Below are 17,537 nucleotides of genomic sequence, written 5' to 3'. Positions count from 1 at the left end.
TCCATCACATTTGCGTTCCCTGACGATTCATGTAGCTTTCCAAGGACTTGGGCGGTCGGGGGCACAACGGGGAGAAACATCACCGCGGCCTTCGGCGTTAACCGGTTCCTTGGGAAAGGGTTTCCCAGGAAAGGACTTCATGGGCTTTCACGGGATCGCAGGGGCGCTGTGCCGGGCACTGACGGTAACGAAGGACGGCCCGTCGCTGTATGACGTCTGCGACCCCGTGCTCGCGCGCTACCAGGGTGGCGACGCCCATCTCGGAAAATTCTACAAGACCGCGCTCGGCAATCCGCCGCTGCGGGCGCTGCTCCGCCGCACTGGCCTCCCCGCGCTCAACGATGCCGAGCGGCTGGCGGACTTGCGCGCGGCGCTGATCGCGGCGCGCGACGAGCCGGCGCCGGACTGGGCCGCCGTGGGCGCGCCGGTCGCCGCGCTGATGGACGGCATCGACGTCCGCCACCCTGCCCCGCCCGTTGCCGGCGCGCCGGGCCGCCCGCCAGCGCTGGCCGAGATCGACCGCGTGATCCGCGCCACCGGCTCGCACCTGGTCGGCTCGTTCGGCAAGAACGGTTTCATCCCGACCTATGCCGCGTTCAACCTGCTCGGCGATGCCGACATCGGCGGGCGCGAGATGCTGATGGCGCTGACCGGGCTGAACGCGCGCGGCTACAAGAACTCGACCCTGCTGTTCTCGCTCGCCCGCATCTTCATCGCGCATTCGCCGGCGCGCGCGCTGATCAACCCGCCGTGGCGCGGCATCGCCGAGCCGATGTGGGAGCCGGTGCAGATCCGCCACCGCTCGGCCTATTACGACGCCTTCTTCACCGAGGCGCTGCTCGGCTTTCTCGAGAGCGGGCTGGCGCCGGCGGACGAGGCGGCGGCGGCGCGGCGCGCGGTCGACGAGATGGTGGAATTCTGCATCAAGACCAGCGCCGAGGAGGTGCCGTCGCATGACGGCGCCACGGTGAAGGTGATCACCGCGCTGGCGCCGGGGCGGCATCCGCGCTTCTCGCGGTTCTTCGCCCAGATCAAGCAGGACCTCGGCTTCGGTATCTATGTGCCCGACTGCGACACCACGGCCTGCGCGCTGTCGGCCGCGACGCAGGCCGGCGCCGATGATCCGCTCCTCGAGCAGCCGCTGGTCGATTTCTATCGCGGCTACCAAGTGCGCTCCGGCGCCAACGAGCCGCGCGTCACCGTGCCGCTCAACGACCACATCGACTATGAGGGCGGCGTCGTCACCTGGATCGACAACCTCAAGGGCGAGCGGCCCTATGGCAACGATCTCGACCCGACGCTGAACCTCGACATCCTCGAGGTCTCGTTCCGCAACCTCAAGCGCTGGAAGATCATCGAGACGCCGGAGCGGCTGCAGACGCTGCAGCGCATCATCGCCTTCCAGGCCCGCCTGGTGGAGAGTGGCGCGTTCAAGGATCCGCGCTCGCACATCTACTATCTGCCGGAGCTCTATTCGGCCTATTTCGGCCGCTGCTACGCGGCGTTCGTCGCGCTGCCGCTGGCCGCCCAGCGCATCATCGATCCCGGCAACGTGTTCGCGCTGATCCGCGCCCGCGTGCTCGGCTATGTCATGGGCGAGTTGATCGCCCACGAGATGAACCCGTTCGACGCCGCGCTTGCGCTGATCGCGCTGGCGCATCTCGGCGCCGAGGTCTCCAGCTTCACGCCGGCGCTGCACTGCATCGTGCACGGCCTCGGCGAAGGCGGCCGCAAGGGGCCGTACAAGGCCTATGAGTGGAACAAGATGAAGACGCCGACGCGAATCCTGGTCGGCGGGCCGGAGGTGACGTCGGCCTTCGTGCTGATGGCGCTGGCGCTAGCGCGCAAGCGGATGGTGGGTGCGTAATTCGTAGGATGGGTGGAGCGCAGCGATACCCATCATCTCAACGCTCGGCACGAAGGGTGATGGGTATCGCTGCGCTCCACCCATCCTACGGACGACGGCGACGAAGGTCGAAAACCCCGATGAATGACGCGAAGTTGAAACGGCCTGCAACATATCGCCACTGGCACGGCTGCCCAATTGCCCGCACAATCCTTGGGCACTGACAATTGATTGCTTCACCTCATCGGGATTGCCGATGCTCAAGACGTTGTTTACCGCCGCCGCGCTGCTGTCGCTGCCGTCACTGGCATTCGCTGCCGACATCACCGGCGTGCCGAAGATCCGCGACGGCGACCAGATCGTGATCGGCTCGAACCGAATCCGGCTCGGCGGCATCGACGCTCCCTCGACCGACCAGCTCTGCCTCAACACCAAGGGCGAACGCTGGACCTGCGGCGTCGCCGCGCGCGACGAGCTGATCAAGCATGTCGGCCACAAGAGCTGGACCTGTCACACCCGCTCGGTCGACCGCCGCGGCCGCACCGTGGCGCGCTGCGAGGTCGACGGCGAGGACATCCAGAAATGGCTGGTCGCGAGCGGCTGGGCGCTGGCCTTTACCCGCATCTCGCGCGACTACGAGCCGGACGAGAAGGCCGCGCGCGAGGCCAAGGCCGGGATGTGGCAGGGCGCGTTCATCGCACCGTGGGACTGGCGCATCCGCAACAAGAAGACCCACGTGCTCGGCGCCGTGAAGCCGCCGGAGGGCGCCCTCTCGATCCTGCTCGCCTCCGCCTCCGGCCCGGTCGCGCCCTCGCCCGACTGCACCATCAAGGGCAATGTCAACCGCTCCGGCGAATGCATCTTCCACCAGCGCACCAGCCGCTGGTACGCCAAGATCGAGATGAAGATCTCCAAGGGCACACGCTGGTTCTGCTCGGTCGAGGAGGCCGAAGCCGCCGGCTGCCGCGAGACGCGGCGCTGATCTCTGCTAGAATAGCCCCCTCTCCCGCCTGCGGGGGGAGGGCAACCTAGCGCGCGGATAAGGCGGTGGACGACCAGAGCAGTATCGAACCGACCGCGCAAAAGCGCAGCCGCCTGCAGCGGGCGCGATGGTTGCTGCTGCTCGTGCTGGCGGGCTATCTGCTCGCGGCCTATCTGCTACTGCCGCTGTACTGGACGCATTACGAGCATCAGAAGGGCCTTGCCAATCTGCCGATGGTGACGCGCACCGCGCAGGACATTCCGGGCGATCCGATGAATGTCAGCCTGATCGGCGACAGCACGGACGTGATCTGCGCGATGCACAAAGCGGGCTGGTATCCGGCCGATCCGATCACGCTGCGATCCTCGATCGCGATCGTCGGCAGCGTGCTGCTCGATCGTCCCTACAAGGATGCGCCGGTCAGCAACCTGTTCTATCTCGGCCGCCGCGAGGACTTCGCCTTCGAGAAGCCGGTCGGATCGAGCGCCGATCGCCGCAACCATGTACGGTTCTGGAAGGTGCTCGACCAGGGCGAGGAGAAGCGTCCGGTGTGGCTCGGCGCCGCGACACTGGATCGCGGCGTCGGCGTCAGCCACTACACCGGCGCGGTGACCCATCACATCGCCGCCAACCTCGACGCCGAACGCGAGGTGCTGGCGGGCGATCTGGAAGCGGCCGGCATGGTGACGGCGAAATATCAGGTCACCGGCATCGGGCCGACCTTCAACGGCCGCAACGGCGGCGGCGATCTCTACTTCACCGACGGCGAGATCTGGGCGCTGCGGCTGGTCGAGGCCTGCGCGAAGCACGAGGGCAGCGTCGAGACCATCCCGAGCCCGGCCGCCACCGAGTTCAAGGACCAGGTCTGGCACGCGGTGGTCGAGGCAATCGGCCAGTAAATACGCCGCGGCCTTGCAGATTCCGAAGCTCTGGATTGCTTCGCCATGCTCGCAATCGCCGCCCTGATGGCTTATCCTCCGGCCTCGACCCCTCACACGCATGATTTGCGCGCTTTACCCACAAGGAACAGGACGATGACCGTTCGCGCGGGCCGGGAATTTCTGGCCATCCCCGGGCCCACCACGATGCCGGATCAGGTGCTGCAGGCGATGCATCGCCCGGCGCTCGACATCTACTCGACCGAGATGGTCGAACTGACCGAGGGCCTGCTGCGCGACCTGTCGAAACTGTTCGCAACCCAGGGCAAGTCCTACATCTACATCGCCAACGGCCACGGCGCCTGGGAGGCGACGCTGTCCAACGTGCTGTCGCGCGGCGACAAGGTGCTGGTGCTGGAGAGCGGCCGCTTCGCGATCGGCTGGGGCCAGGCCGCGGCTGCGATGGGCGCCGATGTTGAGGTGCTGAAGGGCGACTGGCGCCGCGCGATCCGCCCGGCCGAGGTCGAGGAGCGGTTGCGGCGCGACAAGGAGCACACGATCAAGGCAATCCTCGCGGTGCAGGTCGATACGGCATCCGGCGCCTATAACGACATCGAGGCGATCGGCAGGGCGATCAAGGCCGCCGGCCATCCCGCATTGTTCATGGTCGACACCGTCGCCTCGCTCGGCTGCACGCCGTTCGAGATGGACAAATGGTACATCGACGTCGCGATGTCGGGCTCGCAGAAGGGCCTGATGACGCCGCCCGGCCTCGGCTTCGTCGCCGCCAACGACCGCGCCTGGGAGGCGCACAAGAAGGCCGACCTGCGCACGCCCTATTGGGACTGGACCGAGCGCGAGGGAAGCGAGCACTACCGCAAATATGCCGGCACCGCGCCGGTGCATCTGTTATTCGCGCTGCGCGAGGCGATCAACATGATCCATGCCGAGGGACTGGAGAACGCGTTCGAACGGCATCGCCTGCTCGGCGAAGCCGTGCGCCGCGCCGTGTCGGCGTGGGCCGAAGGCCAGGTGCTCGGCTTCAACATCACCGAGCCCGCCGAGCGCTCCAACACCGTGACCACGGTCACCGTGAAGGGCGCCGATCCCGCCGCGATCCAGCGCTACGCCAAGGAGAAATGCGGCGTCGTGCTCGGCACCGGCATCGGCGACCTGCAAGGCCAGGCCTTCCGCATCGCCCATATGGGCCACGTCAACGCGCCGATGGTGCTCGGCACCCTCGGCGTCATCGAAGTCGCCCTCGCCGCCCTGAAGATCCCCCACGGCCGCGGCGGTGTCGACGCGGCGGTGCAGTGGCTTGGGGAGAATGTGAAGGCGTAGGGGCGGAGCGACCGAGGCTTGATGCGCCAGACCCGTCATCCTGAGGAGGCCGCGAAGCGGCCGTCTCGAAAGATCGACGGCCCGGCTCTTGCCGAAGAGAATCAGAATGCGCGGTAAACACCCGGCCGTGCATCCTTCGAGACGCGCGCAAGAGCGCGCTCCTCAGGATGACGGGGAAGGGATGCGTGTGACGCATTGCTAAGGGCCCCAACACTTTCCGTCGTCATCTTTTTCCGCTTTACTGCCTGAAACAGCCGGGCACTGATCCCTGCGACAATGTGAGATGGAGGGGATCGTTTGGCGGCGGTGGAGTTGCGTGGGCTGGTCAAGCGGTTTGGGTCGTTTGTCGCGGTCGATGATGTTTCGCTCACGATCGATCACGGCCAGTTGGTCTGCCTGCTCGGGCCGTCGGGCTGCGGCAAGACCACGACATTGCGGCTGATCGCCGGGTTCCTGGAACCCACCGACGGCGAGATCCGGGTCGGCGAACGCGTGGTGTCGTCGCGCGCGCGCACGCTGCCGCCCGAGCAGCGCAACATGTCGATGATCTTCCAGAGCTACGCGCTGTGGCCGCATATGACGGTGGCCGAGAACATCGTCTATGGCCTGCGCTTGCGCAAAATGGACCGCGACACCATCGCCAAGAAGCTCGCCGCGATCCTGGCGACGACCAAGCTGGAGCCGCTGGCGCAGCGCTATCCGGGCGAACTTTCCGGCGGCCAGCAGCAGCGCGTCGCGCTGGCGCGCGCGTTGATCGTCGGCCCGGAGACGCTGCTGCTCGACGAGCCGCTGTCCAACCTCGATGCCAATCTGCGCGAGGAAATGCGCTTCGAGATCCGCCGGCTGCACGATGAGTATCGCTACACCACCGTCTATGTCACCCACGACCAGTCGGAGGCGATGACCACCGCCGACCTCATCGCGGTGATGAACGCCGGCAAGATCGACCAGCTCGGCACGCCCGAGGACATTTACGCGCGGCCGGAGTCCGAATTCGTCGCGCGCTTCATCGGCGCAGCCAATGTGATCAAGGGCACCGCCCGTGACACGAACCATGTCACGTTCGCCGGTGCCACGCTCGAGGTGGTTGGCGCGAAGCTCACCGCAGGACAGAGCGCGCCGGTCGCGATCCGCCAGCATGAGATCCGGCTTTCGACGCAGGCGCCGGCATCGCAGCAGAACACGCTGAAGGCCGTCGTGACGCGGCAGGTCTATCTCGGCATGAACCGCGACTACATGGTGGAAGCGGCTGACGGCACCTCGCTACGCGTCAGCACGCCGACCGAGACCGCGGTCGACAAGGGCAGCGAGGTCTGGCTGACCTTGCCGCCCGAGCGCTGCCGGGCGCTCAGCCGATAACAACAAGAAACGGAGCACGCGATGCGGAAGCGAATTTCCAGACGCGATGTCCTGAAAGGCTCGGCCGCGCTCGCGCTCGGCGCCGCGTTCGCATCGCCAGTGCGCGCCGCGGCACCGGAGCCGACCGCGATCACGCCGGATCTCGTTGCTGCCGCGAAGAAGGAAGGCAAGCTCGTCTTCTATTCCTCGATGGACCTGCCGGTCGGCGAGAAGCTCGGCAAGGCGTTCGAGGCGGCGTATCCCGGCATCAGTGTGCAGATCGAGCGCTCCGGCTCGGAGCGGCTGTTCCAGCGCGTCGCGCAGGAATTCGAATCGAACATCCACGCCGCCGACGTCGTCAACAGCGCCGATGCCTCGCACTTCATTCCGTGGAAGAAGAGCGGCTGGCTGATGCCGTTCGTGCCCGAGGATGTCGCGAAGTATTTTCCGGACAGTTATCGCGAGCCCGACGGTATGGCCGTCACCACGCGGCTGTGGCTGTCGTCGATCGCCTACAACACCAATCTGGTGAAGGCGGAGGATGCGCCGAAGAGCTTTGCCGATCTGCTCGACCCGAAGTGGGCCGGCAAGATGGTGAAGGGCCATCCGGCCTATAGCGGCACCATCATGACCGCGACGTTCCAGATCGTCCGCGAGCTCGGCTGGCCGTATCTGGAAAAACTGTCCAAGCAGCGCGTGATGCAGGTGCAGTCCTCGACCGATCCGCCGAAGAAGCTCTCGCTCGGCGAGCGCGCGGTGATGGCCGACGGCAATGAATACGGCATCGTGCTGCTGAAGGAGGCCGGCCAGCCGGTTGAGCCGGTCTATCCGGCCGAGGGCACGCCGACGATCTCGGGGCCGACCGGCATTTTCGCCAGCGCGCCGCATCCGAATGCGGCAAAACTGTTCCAAGCCTGGCTGCACACCCGCGAGACCCAGCAGTTCTTCGTCGACTTCACCGGACAGCATTCGCTGCACGCCCAGGTGCAGCCGAAGGCCGGCCGGCGCAAGCTCTCCGACATCAAGCTGATGAAGGAGGACCCGGCCGGCGTCGAGGCGATGACCGAAGAGATCAAGACGCGCTATGCGCGGCTGTTTCGGGTGTGAGCCTCATGGTGCGGAGATGGAGCGCCTGCCTTCACCTCGCCCCGCTTGCGGGGAGAGGTCGGGTTGCATCGCTAGATGCAATCCGGGTGAGGGGGTACAGGTCTCACCAACACGAGCACGCGCGGAAGCAGCCCCTCACCCCTCCCTCTCCCCGCGAAGAGCGGGGCGAGGGGGCTGAAGCAGTTCGGTTCAGGTCGGCATGACTATCACCACAACCACCTCCCCCGCCGCAAAACCCCGCTTCGACTGGACGCGTCCCGTCCTGTGGCTGTTCGCAGCCGTGCTGATCCTCCTCATCCTGCTGCCGCTGTCATGGCTGGCGGTCTACGCCTTCACCGACAAGAGCCGGCATCCAACGCTGCAGAACTTCGTCACGCTGTTCAGCAACCCGGACTTCCTCGATCCGCTGCTGACCACGGCGATCATCGCGACCACCTCGGCCGTGATCTGCTGCATCGTCGCCGCGCCGATCAGCTGGCTGGTGTCGCGCACCGACATGCCGGGGCGGCAGACCATCCGCGCGCTGGTGACGGCCTCGTTCGTGACGCCGCCGTTCCTCGGCGCGGTCGCCTGGGAGTTGCTGGCCGCGCCGAACTCGGGGTTGCTCAACCAGCTCTACCGGCTGTTCGCGGGCGAGGACGCGGACGCGCTGTTCAACATCTATTCGCTGACCGGGATCATCTTCGTGATCTCCTGCTACACGTTTCCGTTCGTGTTCGTGCTGGTGGCGAATGCGCTCGACACCATGCCGGGCGAGTTGGAAGACGCTTCCGCAATCCTCGGCGGCAAGGCCTGGACCACGGCGCGGCGGGTGACGATCCCGCTGGCGCTACCGGCGCTGGTGGCGGGCGCGCTGATCGCGTTCCTGCAGGCGATGACGCTGTTCGGCTCGCCGGCGATCCTGGCGCTGCCGGCCGGCTTCCACACCATGACTACCAAGATCTGGAGCCTGTTCCAGTATCCGCCGAAGCTCGAGCTGGCGGCGGCCGCCGCCGTGCCGCTGCTCTTGCTGACCATCCTGCTGCTGCAGGGCCAGAAGGCGCTGCTCGGCCGCCGCGGCTATTCGGTGATCGGCGGCAAATACGGCGCGCCGCGCCGCGTGGAGTTGAAGGGCTGGCGCTGGGCGGCGCTCGGCTTCTGCCTTCTGGTGCTGCTCAATCCGGTGTTCCTGCCATACTTCGCGCTGCTCAATGCCGCGTTCTCGCCGAACGCGACCACGCTGGTGACGCCGTCGACGGCAACGCTGCACAACATCGTCTTCGTGTTCACCGAGCTGTCGTCGACGCAGCTTGCGTTGAAGAACACGGTCATTCTCGGCACCGCAACCGCGACCATCGGCACCATCCTCGCGCTGGTCATCGCCTATGTCACGACGCGCAAGGCGATCGCGGGCCACCGCGTGCTCGGCTTCCTCGCCACCGCGCCGGTCGCCGTCCCCGGCATCGTGCTCGGCGTCGGCCTGTTCCTGAGCTACACGCGGCCGCCCTTCGTGCTCTACGGCACGCTGTGGATCCTGTTGCTCGCCTTCCTCACCATCAACCTGCCCTCGGCCTATCAGCAATTGCAGGCGGCATTCGCGACCATCCACCCGGAGCTCGAGGAAGCCAGCCGCATCCTCGGCGCCACGCGGCTGCAGGCGTTGCGCCAGATCACCGCGCCGCTCTTGCGCACCGGCGTGATCGCGACCTGGTGCTTCATCTTCATCGGCGTGATGCGGGAGCTGTCGGCGGCGATCGTGCTGTTCACCTCGCAGACCAAGGTGCTGTCGGTTTTGATCTACGACCTCAACGAGGGCGGCGACCTCGCCGCGATCGCCGTGCTCGGCATCGCGATGCTGGTGATCACCTTCGCCGTGGTGCTCGCGGTGAACCAGATTCCGATGTCCGGCGGGAGCGCGGGGACGAAGTTGAGGAATGGGTAAGGCGTGGTTCGTAGGGTGGGCAAAGCGCAGCGTGCCCAGCCTTGAGTGACGTGCTCGCGATGGTGGGCACGCTTCGCTTTGCCCACCCTACAGAACTGCGTCCGGGACTACGGAACCGCCCATCTGGCATTCCCCGCATTGATCCCGATATAAGGCGGTATCCCCGCACAATGAGGACCGCGTGACCAAACCTGCCATCAAGCCCCCCACAGCACCGCGTCGGCCGCATTCCTTCACCACCCACGGCATCACGGTGACGGACGACTATGCGTGGATCAAGGACGCCAAATGGCAGGAGGTGCTGCGCGATCCCGCGATCCTCGATCCCGATATCCGTAGCTACCTCGAGGCCGAGAACGGCTATACCGAGAGCCTGCTTGGCCACACCGACAGCCTGCAGAAGCAGCTCGTCAAGGAGATGCGCGGGCGGATCAAGGAGGACGATTCCAGCGTGCCGTCGCCGGACGGCCCGTTCGCCTATTTCAGGAAGTTCCGCGAGGGCGGCCAGCATGAGCAGTTCTGCCGAACGCCGCGCGACGGCAGCGAGGCGCATGTCGTGCTCGACGGCGACGCGCTGGCGAAGGACCACAAATATTTCAAGTTCGGCGGCAGCCGGCATTCCAACGATCATCGGCTGCACGCCTGGAGCGCCGACACCAAGGGCTCGGAATACTTCTCCATCCGCGTGCGCGACTGGGCCACGGGCGCCGATCTCGACGATCTCGTCGAGGAGACCGATGGCGGCGTGGTCTGGTCGGCGGATTCGAAAAGCTTCTTCTACGTCAAGCTCGACGACAATCACCGCCCGATGCAGGTGTGGCGGCACAAGCTCGGCACCGGGCAGGCTGATGACCTCCTGATCTATGAGGAGCAGGATTCCGGCTGGTTCACCCATCTGCACGAGAGCGCAAGCGGCCGCTTCTGCGTGATCGCGGGCGGCGATCACGAAACGTCAGAGCAGCGGCTGATCGACCTCGCCGATCCCGATGCGCCGCCGCGTCTCGTCGCCGCGCGCGAGGAAGGCGTGCAGTATTCGATCGCCGACCGCGGCGATGCGCTCTACATCCTCACCAACGCCGATGACGCCATCGACTTCAAGGTGGTGACCGCGCCGCTCGTGGCGCCCGACCGCGGCAACTGGCGTGACCTGATCCCGTATCGCGAAGGCGTCTATGTGCTCGACGTCGAGCTCTATGCCGGCCATATGGTGCGGCTGGAGCGGGCCAACGCGCTGCCGGCGATCGTCATCCGCGATCTCTCGACCGGCGAGGAGCACGCCATCGCGTTCGACGAGGCTGCCTATTCGCTCGACACCATGGGCGGCTACGAGTTCGACACCACCAATCTGCGCTTCGCCTATTCGTCGATGACGACACCGTCGGAAGTCTACGACTACGACATGGCGACGCGAGCGCGGGTGCTGCGCAAGCGGCAGGAGATTCCGTCCGGCCACAACCCGGCGGATTACGTCACCACGCGCATCATGGCGACGTCGCATGACGGCGCCGAGGTGCCGGTCTCGATCCTGCATCGCAAGGACCTTGCCCGCGACGGCAAGGCGCCGCTGCTGCTCTACGGCTACGGCTCCTACGGCATGGCGATGCCGGCCTCCTTCAACGCCAACCGGCTGTCGCTGGTCGACCGCGGCTTCGTCTACGCAATCGCGCATATCCGCGGCGGCGCCGACAAGGGCTGGGGCTGGTATCTCGACGGCAAGCGCGAGAAGAAGACCAACACGTTCGACGATTTCGCCGCCGCCGGGCGCGCGCTGATCGCGGCGAAATATACCAGTGAGAAGCGCATCGTCGGCCATGGCGGCTCGGCGGGCGGCATGCTGATGGGCGCGGTCGCCAACCGGGCCGGCGAACTGTTCGGCGGCATCGTCGCCGAAGTGCCGTTCGTCGACGTGCTCAACACCATGCTCGACGACACGCTGCCGCTGACGCCGCCGGAGTGGCCGGAATGGGGCAACCCGATCGAGAGCGAAAAGGATTTTCGCACCATCCTGTCGTACTCGCCCTACGACAACGTCGCGGCGCAGGACTATCCGGCGATCCTCGCGATGGGCGGGCTCACTGATCCTCGGGTCACTTACTGGGAGCCGGCAAAATGGATCGCACGGCTGCGCGCCACCATGCGCGGCGGCGGCCCGGTGCTGCTGCGCACCAACATGGGCGCCGGCCACGGCGGCGCGTCGGGACGCTTCAACCGGCTCGACGAGATCGCGATCGTCTACGCGTTCGCGCTGTGGGCCGTCGGTATGGCGGAAGCCGGGGTGTGACCATGTAGCCCGGATGGAGCGAAGCGAAATCCGGGCTATGGGCGTGGGTTAATTGGCTCGATCTCTCCCCACCGTCGTCCTGGCGGAAGCCAGGACCCATACCGCGTGATCTCTCCATTGCGGCGGTCGGCGTACCACGGCGCAACGCAACTCACAGTCTTCGCCAAACCACTCCCTGTGGTTATGGGTCCTGGCCTTCGCCAGGACGACGGCGGAATGTGCGGCAACTGCAGATGCGATGAACGACGGTGGAGTGCGCGGAGACTACCGCCCCTTCGCCTTTCGCCACGCCGCGAAATCCTTCAACGTCTGCTCGTCGGTCGCGGGATAGAGGCCGAAGATGCCGCGGCCGGCGTGGACCTGCTCGGTGACGAAATCCTCGAACGCGGTCATTTCAAAAGTCTCGTCGGCGGTCTCGTCGGCGAGGTGCGCGGGGATCACGATGACGCCGTCGGCATCGCCGAGGATCACGTCGCCGGGGAACACCGGCGCGTCGCCGCAGCCGATCGGAACGTTGATCTCGATCGCCTGGTGCAGCGTCAAATTCGTCGGCGCGCTCGGGCGGTGGTGGAAGGCCGGGAAGCCGAGCCGTGCGATTTCGGCCGCGTCGCGAAAGCCGCCGTCGGTGACGACGCCGGCGCAGCCGCGCTTCATCAGCCGCGTCACCAGGATGGCGCCGGCCGACGCGGCACGCGCGTCCTTGCGGCTGTCCATCACGAGCACGGCGCCGGGCGGGCAATCCTCGATCGCCTTGCGCTGCGGATGCGCGCGGTCGCGGAACACCTCGATCTTGTTGAGGTCCTCGCGCGCCGGCATGTAGCGCAGCGTGAAGGCCTCGCCCACCATGGTCGGTTGATCGGGGCCGAGCGGATGCACATCCTGGATCATCTGGATGCGGAAGCCGCGCTTGAACAGCGCGGTGGCAACCGTGGCGGTGGAGACCGACTTCAACTTGGTGCGGGTGGTGTCGCTGAGTTTTGACATGGTGCCTGCTCTTTCCTTTCGTCATTCTCGGTGCGCAATCGCGCACCTGAGGGCGCGCGCAGCGCGAGCCCGGGATGACGGCATCAGTAAATCGACGGCTCGCCGACCGGCTTGCCGAAGCCGGTCTCGAGGAAGTCGAAGTCGCAGCCTTCATTGGCCTGCTTGATGTGCTTGGAGAACATCCAGCCATAGCCGCGCTCGAAGCGCCGCTCGGGCTGCTTCCATTCCGCGCGACGTTTTGCAAGTTCGGCCTCGGACACATCGAGATCGATGGTGCGCGCGGCGACGTCGAGCGTGATGCGGTCGCCGTTCTTCACCAGCGCCAGCGGGCCGCCGATATAGGATTCCGGCGAGACGTGCAGGATGCAGGCGCCATAGGAGGTGCCGCTCATCCGCGCGTCGGACAGCCGCACCATGTCGCGCACGCCCTGCTTCACGAGCTTGGTCGGGATCGGCAGCATGCCCCATTCCGGCATGCCCGGTCCGCCCTGCGGGCCGGCATTGCGCAGGATCAGCACGTGGTCGGCGGTGACGTCGAGATCGGGGTCGTCGACCGCCTTCTTCATCGAGGGATAGTCGTCGAACACCAGCGCCGGGCCGGTGTGCTTGAGGAAGCGCGGATCGCAGGCGCTCGGCTTGATCACGCAGCCGTCGGGCGCGAGATTGCCCTTCAGCACGGCGAGCGCACCCTCCTTGTAGATCGGGTTCTCGACAGTGCGAATGACGTCGTCGTTGTAGACCTCGGCGCCCTCGATGTTCTCGCCGAGCGTCTTGCCGGACACCGTCATGCAGTCGAGGTGCAGATGCTGCTTGATGCGGCCCATCAGGCCGGGCAGCCCGCCGGCATAGAAGAAGTCTTCCATCAGATAGGCGTCGCCGCTCGGCCGCACATTGGCGATCACAGGCACCTTGCGGCTCGCGATCTCGAAATCGTCGAGCGAGATATCCTGGCCGGCGCGGCGCGCCTGCGCGATCAGGTGGATGATGGCGTTGGTCGAGCAGCCCATCGCCATCGCGACCGTGATCGCGTTCTCATAGGCCTTGCGGGTCTGGATCTTCTGCGGCGTCAAATCCTCCCACACCATCTCGACGATGCGGCGGCCGGCCTCCGAGCTCATACGGATGTGGTTGGCATCAGCCGCGGGGATCGACGAGGCGCCGGGCAGCGTCATGCCGATCGCTTCCGCGATCGCGGTCATGGTCGAGGCCGTGCCCATCGTCATGCAGGTGCCATAGCTGCGGGCGATGCCGGCCTCCATGTCGACCCAGTCCTTGTCGGAGATTTTTCCGGCGCGGCGCTCGTCCCAGTATTTCCAGGCGTCCGAGCCCGAGCCCAGCGTCTTGCCCTTCCAGTTGCCGCGCAGCATCGGCCCCGCCGGCAAATAGATCGCGGGGAGGTTCATGCTGGTGGCGCCGAGCAACAGGCCCGGCGTGGTCTTGTCGCAGCCGCCCATCAGCACGACGCCGTCGACCGGATGGCCGCGCAGCAATTCCTCGGCGTCCATCGCCAGCATGTTGCGATAGAGCATCGTCGTCGGCTTCAGCAGCGATTCCGACAGCGACAGCGCCGGCAGCTCGATCGGAAAGCCACCGGCCATCAGCACGCCGCGCTTGACGTCGTCGACCCGGCTCTTGAAGTGCATGTGGCAGGGCTGCGCGTCCGACCAGGTGTTGAGGATCGCGATCACCGGGCGGTCGCGCCACTCCTCCGGCGCGTAGCCCATCTGCATCGCGCGCGAGCGATGGCCGAAGGCGCGCAGATCGTCCGGCGCGAACCAGCGCGCGCTGCGCAGTTGATCGGGGGTCCTGGTCTTGCTGGTCATGATCGATGCGCCATGTTTCGTTGCTCGCACGCGCGAGGTTCCGTCACCAGCCCGCACGCGCTCCCTGCAACACGGCATATACCGGATTATCGGACCTGTCGCCCACCACCGTCCGCACACGGGCATGCGGCCGCGTCCATCCGGACATCGGAAAGACGCCCGCCGCGGCAACGCCGCGACGCGTAAGTCAGGCATTCAAGCTAGACGTTGAAATCAGGCTTGGCGCTGCGCCGTCATCACGATGCGGACGAGATCGGCCGCATTGCGCGCCCCGAGCTTCTTCATGATGTTGGCGCGGTGATCCTCGATCGTGCGCGGGCTGATGCCGAGCTGGCGGCCGGCCTCCTTGTTGGAGGCGCCGGCGGTGAATTGCTCGAGCACCTCGCGCTCCCTGCGGGTCAGCGGCTCGCGCCCGGGGAAGTGCAGCGAGGCGATACGCGAAGCTGAATTTTCGTTCTTGCGCCGGGTATAGGCCTCGATCGCTTCATTGAGCCGGCTGACGATCTCGTTGCCGCGGAACGGCTTCTCGATGAAGTCGAGCGCGCCGTTCTTGATGGCGCTGACCGCCATCGCGATGTCGCCCTGGCCGGAGATCATGAAGATCGGCGCCGGATAATCCTCGCCGTGCAGCTCGCGCAGAATATCGAGGCCGGATTTGCCGGGAATGTGCACGTCGAGCAGGATGCAGGCCGGGGTTCGCGAGCGCGCCACGGCCAGCAGCGCGGCGCCGTCGGCGAAGCAGATCACCTTGTAGCCGGCCGTCGACAGGACCACAGACAGCGTCTCGCGAACGGCCGGATCGTCGTCGACTACGAAAATCTCCCCGCGGGGAGCACCATTCTCAGCCATATGCATCGTCCGTCAGGTGCAGCATCGTGCGTGACCGCACAACAAGTCTCTCGATCATTCGCGATCAATGGTCCCGTATTTGTACGGGACGCCAGCCTAACGCACAAGTAGCAGCGCGCTCCCTAAAAGTGAGGCCAGGGAGAAAATGCGTCAATAAGTGCAACAGCCTGCGGGCGGCGATGGCAAGTGAGGCCCCGCTCACCGAGCCAGACGCCGACGCGCCCTTGCTGATTCACCATAGAGTCAAACCCGCCGCGGCAACGATCGGTTCCGAGCTTCCGCGTCGCGGCAAGCTCAGGCCCCGACCCGATCGGCATCGCCACCGGCGCGCTTCTTGCCCGGCCGGCCCCTGATGAAGCAGATGTCCATCTCCGTGCCGTTGACACGAACGAGTTCGCAGCGGCGGTAGGCGAGCCCGGTCGACGACAGCAGGAGGAAGAACTCCTTCAGGTTGAGCCCCTGGATGGAGCCTTCGACCGTGAGCGATGCGTCGGAGTCGGAGATGGCATTGAGCAGGCAATCCCGCCGCCAGGTGCCGTCGATCGCCATGATGCAGACGTCGAAGCCCCGGCTGAAGGTGACTCGCTCAACGAGTTTGCCCTCTTCCGTCATGGCTCAACGTCCGGCTGCCACCGCGGCCGCCCTCGGCATCGCGCCCGCACCCGCCCGCAGGCCGTTCGGCCGGTACAGGCCGCGGCGGTCGGGGACCGGCTTGAACGTGTCGGTGAGGCCGACCACCGTTTCGGCGGCGCCCAGCACCAGGAAGCCATCGCCGTCCATCAACCGGGCGAGCCGGTTGAAGACGTTGATCTTGGTGTCCTGGTCGAAATAGATCAGCACGTTGCGGCAAAAGACCACATCGAAGCTGCCGAGCTGGGAGAAATCGTGCAGCAGGTTGAGCTGGCGATGCTGAATCATCGAGCGCAGCTCCGGGGTGATCTGCCAGAATTCGCCCGACTGCTTGAAGTACTTGACCAGCATCTGGATCGGCAGCCCGCGCTGCACCTCGAACTGGCTGTAGATGCCGGCCTTGGATTTCTCCAGCACCTCCTGCGACAGGTCGGTCGCGATGATCTCGACCCGCCATCCCGCCAGCGCCGCGCCCATCTCCTTCAGGCACATCGCCAACGAATAGGGCTCCTGGCCGGTCGAGCCGGCGGCGCACCAGATCCGCAAGGCACGCCGTGCGGCGCGCGCTTTCAGCAGCTCCGGCATGATGGTGTCGCGGAAATGATCGAACGGCACCTTGTCGCGGAAGAAGAACGTCTCGTTGGTGGTCATCGCCTCGACCGCCTGCACGATGTGCTGGGTCGAGCCGCTTCTGATCTTCGCGATCAGGTCGGGAATGCCGGCAAGGCCGCATTTGCGCGCCAGCGGCAGCAAGCGGCTCTCGATCAGATACTGCTTGTCCGAGGACAGGTCGAGACCGGAATGGTCCTTGAACAGCTTGCGCAGATACTCGTAGTCGGGGGGCGTCACGGGAGCCTCACTGAGACAAGGGATGAAACTGGCTTCACGCTTCGGCCGGCACGTCGAGCGCGATCAGGCCCACTTCCTGGAATTTCGCGACGACGATGTCCTTGTCGAACGGCTTCATGATGTACTCGTTGGCGCCGGCGTGCAGCGCGCGCGAGATGTGGTCGATGCCGTTCTCGGTGGTGCAGAACACCACCTTGGGCTGATCGCCGCCGGGCAGCCGGCGCAGCTGCACGAGGAATTCGAAGCCGTCCATGACAGGCATGTTCCAGTCGAGCAGCACGGCCTCCGGCATCGCGCGCTTGCAAGCTTCGAGCGCCACCGCGCCGTCCTCGGCCTCGATGACGGAGAATCCCATTCCTTCGAGGATGCGGCGCGCGATCTTGCGCACCACACCGGAATCGTCGACGACAAGACATGTCTTCATCTGTTGAACTCCCTATTGAGCCCGCCGTCTTCGCGGCGGGGCATTACGCTGCAGCAGCCGTCTTTAGATCTGTCTTGGGCATCAATTCGAGCACACGATCGACGTCGAGCACGACCATGAGCTGGCCGTCGAGGCGGTGGACGCCGCCGGCAAGCTTGGCCATGCGCGGATCGAGGTTGACCGGATTGTCCTCGCGGCCGGCATCGGCTAGCCGCAGCACCTCGCCGATCTGGTCGATCAGCAGGCCATAGGATTCGCCGCGCTGGTCGACGCCGACCGCCATC

General features: G+C 66.0%; 15 protein-coding genes. 8 read left to right on the top strand and 7 right to left on the bottom strand.

The features are described 5' to 3' along the window. Nucleotides 1-139: 139 nt before the first annotated feature. From JQ633_RS04460 to JQ633_RS04425, 8 genes are all read left to right on the top strand, one after another. Nucleotides 140-1,867 carry a hypothetical protein gene (locus JQ633_RS04460; RefSeq protein WP_211982876.1) on the top strand — a complete coding sequence of 576 codons (1,728 nt, stop codon included), beginning with the start codon at nucleotides 140-142 and terminating at the stop codon, nucleotides 1,865-1,867. A gap of 235 nt (nucleotides 1,868-2,102) precedes the next feature. Then, the gene (locus tag JQ633_RS04455; RefSeq protein ID WP_211982874.1) at nucleotides 2,103-2,828 is read left to right on the top strand and encodes a thermonuclease family protein; all 726 of its coding nucleotides are present in this window, start codon (nucleotides 2,103-2,105) and stop codon (nucleotides 2,826-2,828) included. A gap of 65 nt (nucleotides 2,829-2,893) precedes the next feature. Continuing rightward, nucleotides 2,894-3,727, top strand: a complete 834-nt coding sequence (locus tag JQ633_RS04450) for an LssY C-terminal domain-containing protein (protein ID WP_349631516.1) — start codon at nucleotides 2,894-2,896, stop codon at nucleotides 3,725-3,727. A gap of 135 nt (nucleotides 3,728-3,862) precedes the next feature. Further along, nucleotides 3,863-5,047 carry a pyridoxal-phosphate-dependent aminotransferase family protein gene (locus JQ633_RS04445; protein WP_211982872.1) on the top strand — a complete coding sequence of 395 codons (1,185 nt, stop codon included), beginning with the start codon at nucleotides 3,863-3,865 and terminating at the stop codon, nucleotides 5,045-5,047. A gap of 306 nt (nucleotides 5,048-5,353) precedes the next feature. Then, nucleotides 5,354-6,406, top strand: coding sequence for an ABC transporter ATP-binding protein (locus JQ633_RS04440; protein WP_349631531.1), 1,053 nt, complete (start codon nucleotides 5,354-5,356; stop codon nucleotides 6,404-6,406). A gap of 21 nt (nucleotides 6,407-6,427) precedes the next feature. Continuing rightward, nucleotides 6,428-7,492 carry an ABC transporter substrate-binding protein gene (locus JQ633_RS04435; protein ID WP_211982868.1) on the top strand — a complete coding sequence of 355 codons (1,065 nt, stop codon included), beginning with the start codon at nucleotides 6,428-6,430 and terminating at the stop codon, nucleotides 7,490-7,492. A gap of 199 nt (nucleotides 7,493-7,691) precedes the next feature. After that, on the top strand, nucleotides 7,692-9,413 hold the full coding sequence (locus tag JQ633_RS04430) for an ABC transporter permease (RefSeq protein WP_211982866.1): 1,722 nt from the start codon (nucleotides 7,692-7,694) through the stop codon (nucleotides 9,411-9,413). A 181-nt stretch (nucleotides 9,414-9,594) separates the two neighbouring features. Beyond that, nucleotides 9,595-11,694 (top strand): S9 family peptidase, encoded by a 2,100-nt coding sequence (locus JQ633_RS04425; RefSeq protein WP_211982864.1) that lies wholly within the window; start codon nucleotides 9,595-9,597, stop codon nucleotides 11,692-11,694. Nucleotides 11,695-11,958: 264 nt separating this feature from the next. Here the strand turns inward: JQ633_RS04425 and JQ633_RS04420 are convergent, their stop codons facing one another. From JQ633_RS04420 to JQ633_RS04390, 7 genes are all read right to left on the bottom strand, one after another. Further along, nucleotides 11,959-12,678 (bottom strand): ribonuclease activity regulator RraA, encoded by a 720-nt coding sequence (locus JQ633_RS04420; RefSeq protein WP_211982862.1) that lies wholly within the window; start codon nucleotides 12,676-12,678, stop codon nucleotides 11,959-11,961. An 83-nt stretch (nucleotides 12,679-12,761) separates the two neighbouring features. After that, nucleotides 12,762-14,501 (bottom strand): L-arabinonate dehydratase, encoded by a 1,740-nt coding sequence (gene araD, locus JQ633_RS04415; protein ID WP_211982860.1) that lies wholly within the window; start codon nucleotides 14,499-14,501, stop codon nucleotides 12,762-12,764. Between the two features lie 213 nt (nucleotides 14,502-14,714). Further along, nucleotides 14,715-15,350 carry a response regulator transcription factor gene (locus JQ633_RS04410; protein WP_211982853.1) on the bottom strand — a complete coding sequence of 212 codons (636 nt, stop codon included), beginning with the start codon at nucleotides 15,348-15,350 and terminating at the stop codon, nucleotides 14,715-14,717. Between the two features lie 294 nt (nucleotides 15,351-15,644). Next, nucleotides 15,645-15,962 (bottom strand): PilZ domain-containing protein, encoded by a 318-nt coding sequence (locus JQ633_RS04405; protein WP_211982851.1) that lies wholly within the window; start codon nucleotides 15,960-15,962, stop codon nucleotides 15,645-15,647. 3 nt (nucleotides 15,963-15,965) lie between these two features. Beyond that, a complete protein-coding gene (locus tag JQ633_RS04400) occupies nucleotides 15,966-16,829 on the bottom strand; it encodes a CheR family methyltransferase (RefSeq protein WP_211982849.1) in 864 nt (287 codons plus the stop codon). 34 nt (nucleotides 16,830-16,863) lie between these two features. Next, nucleotides 16,864-17,253 carry a response regulator gene (locus tag JQ633_RS04395; RefSeq protein WP_211982847.1) on the bottom strand — a complete coding sequence of 130 codons (390 nt, stop codon included), beginning with the start codon at nucleotides 17,251-17,253 and terminating at the stop codon, nucleotides 16,864-16,866. 43 nt (nucleotides 17,254-17,296) lie between these two features. Further along, nucleotides 17,297-17,537: chemotaxis protein CheW (locus JQ633_RS04390; protein WP_211982845.1), on the bottom strand; the 241-nt coding region annotated here is incomplete at its 5' end.

This window comes from Bradyrhizobium tropiciagri, from assembly GCF_018130505.1.
GTDB classification, from domain to species: domain Bacteria; phylum Pseudomonadota; class Alphaproteobacteria; order Rhizobiales; family Xanthobacteraceae; genus Bradyrhizobium; species Bradyrhizobium tropiciagri_B.
Note: the sequence above shows the minus strand (reverse complement) of the source record. Positions and strands in the feature narration are given on the sequence as shown.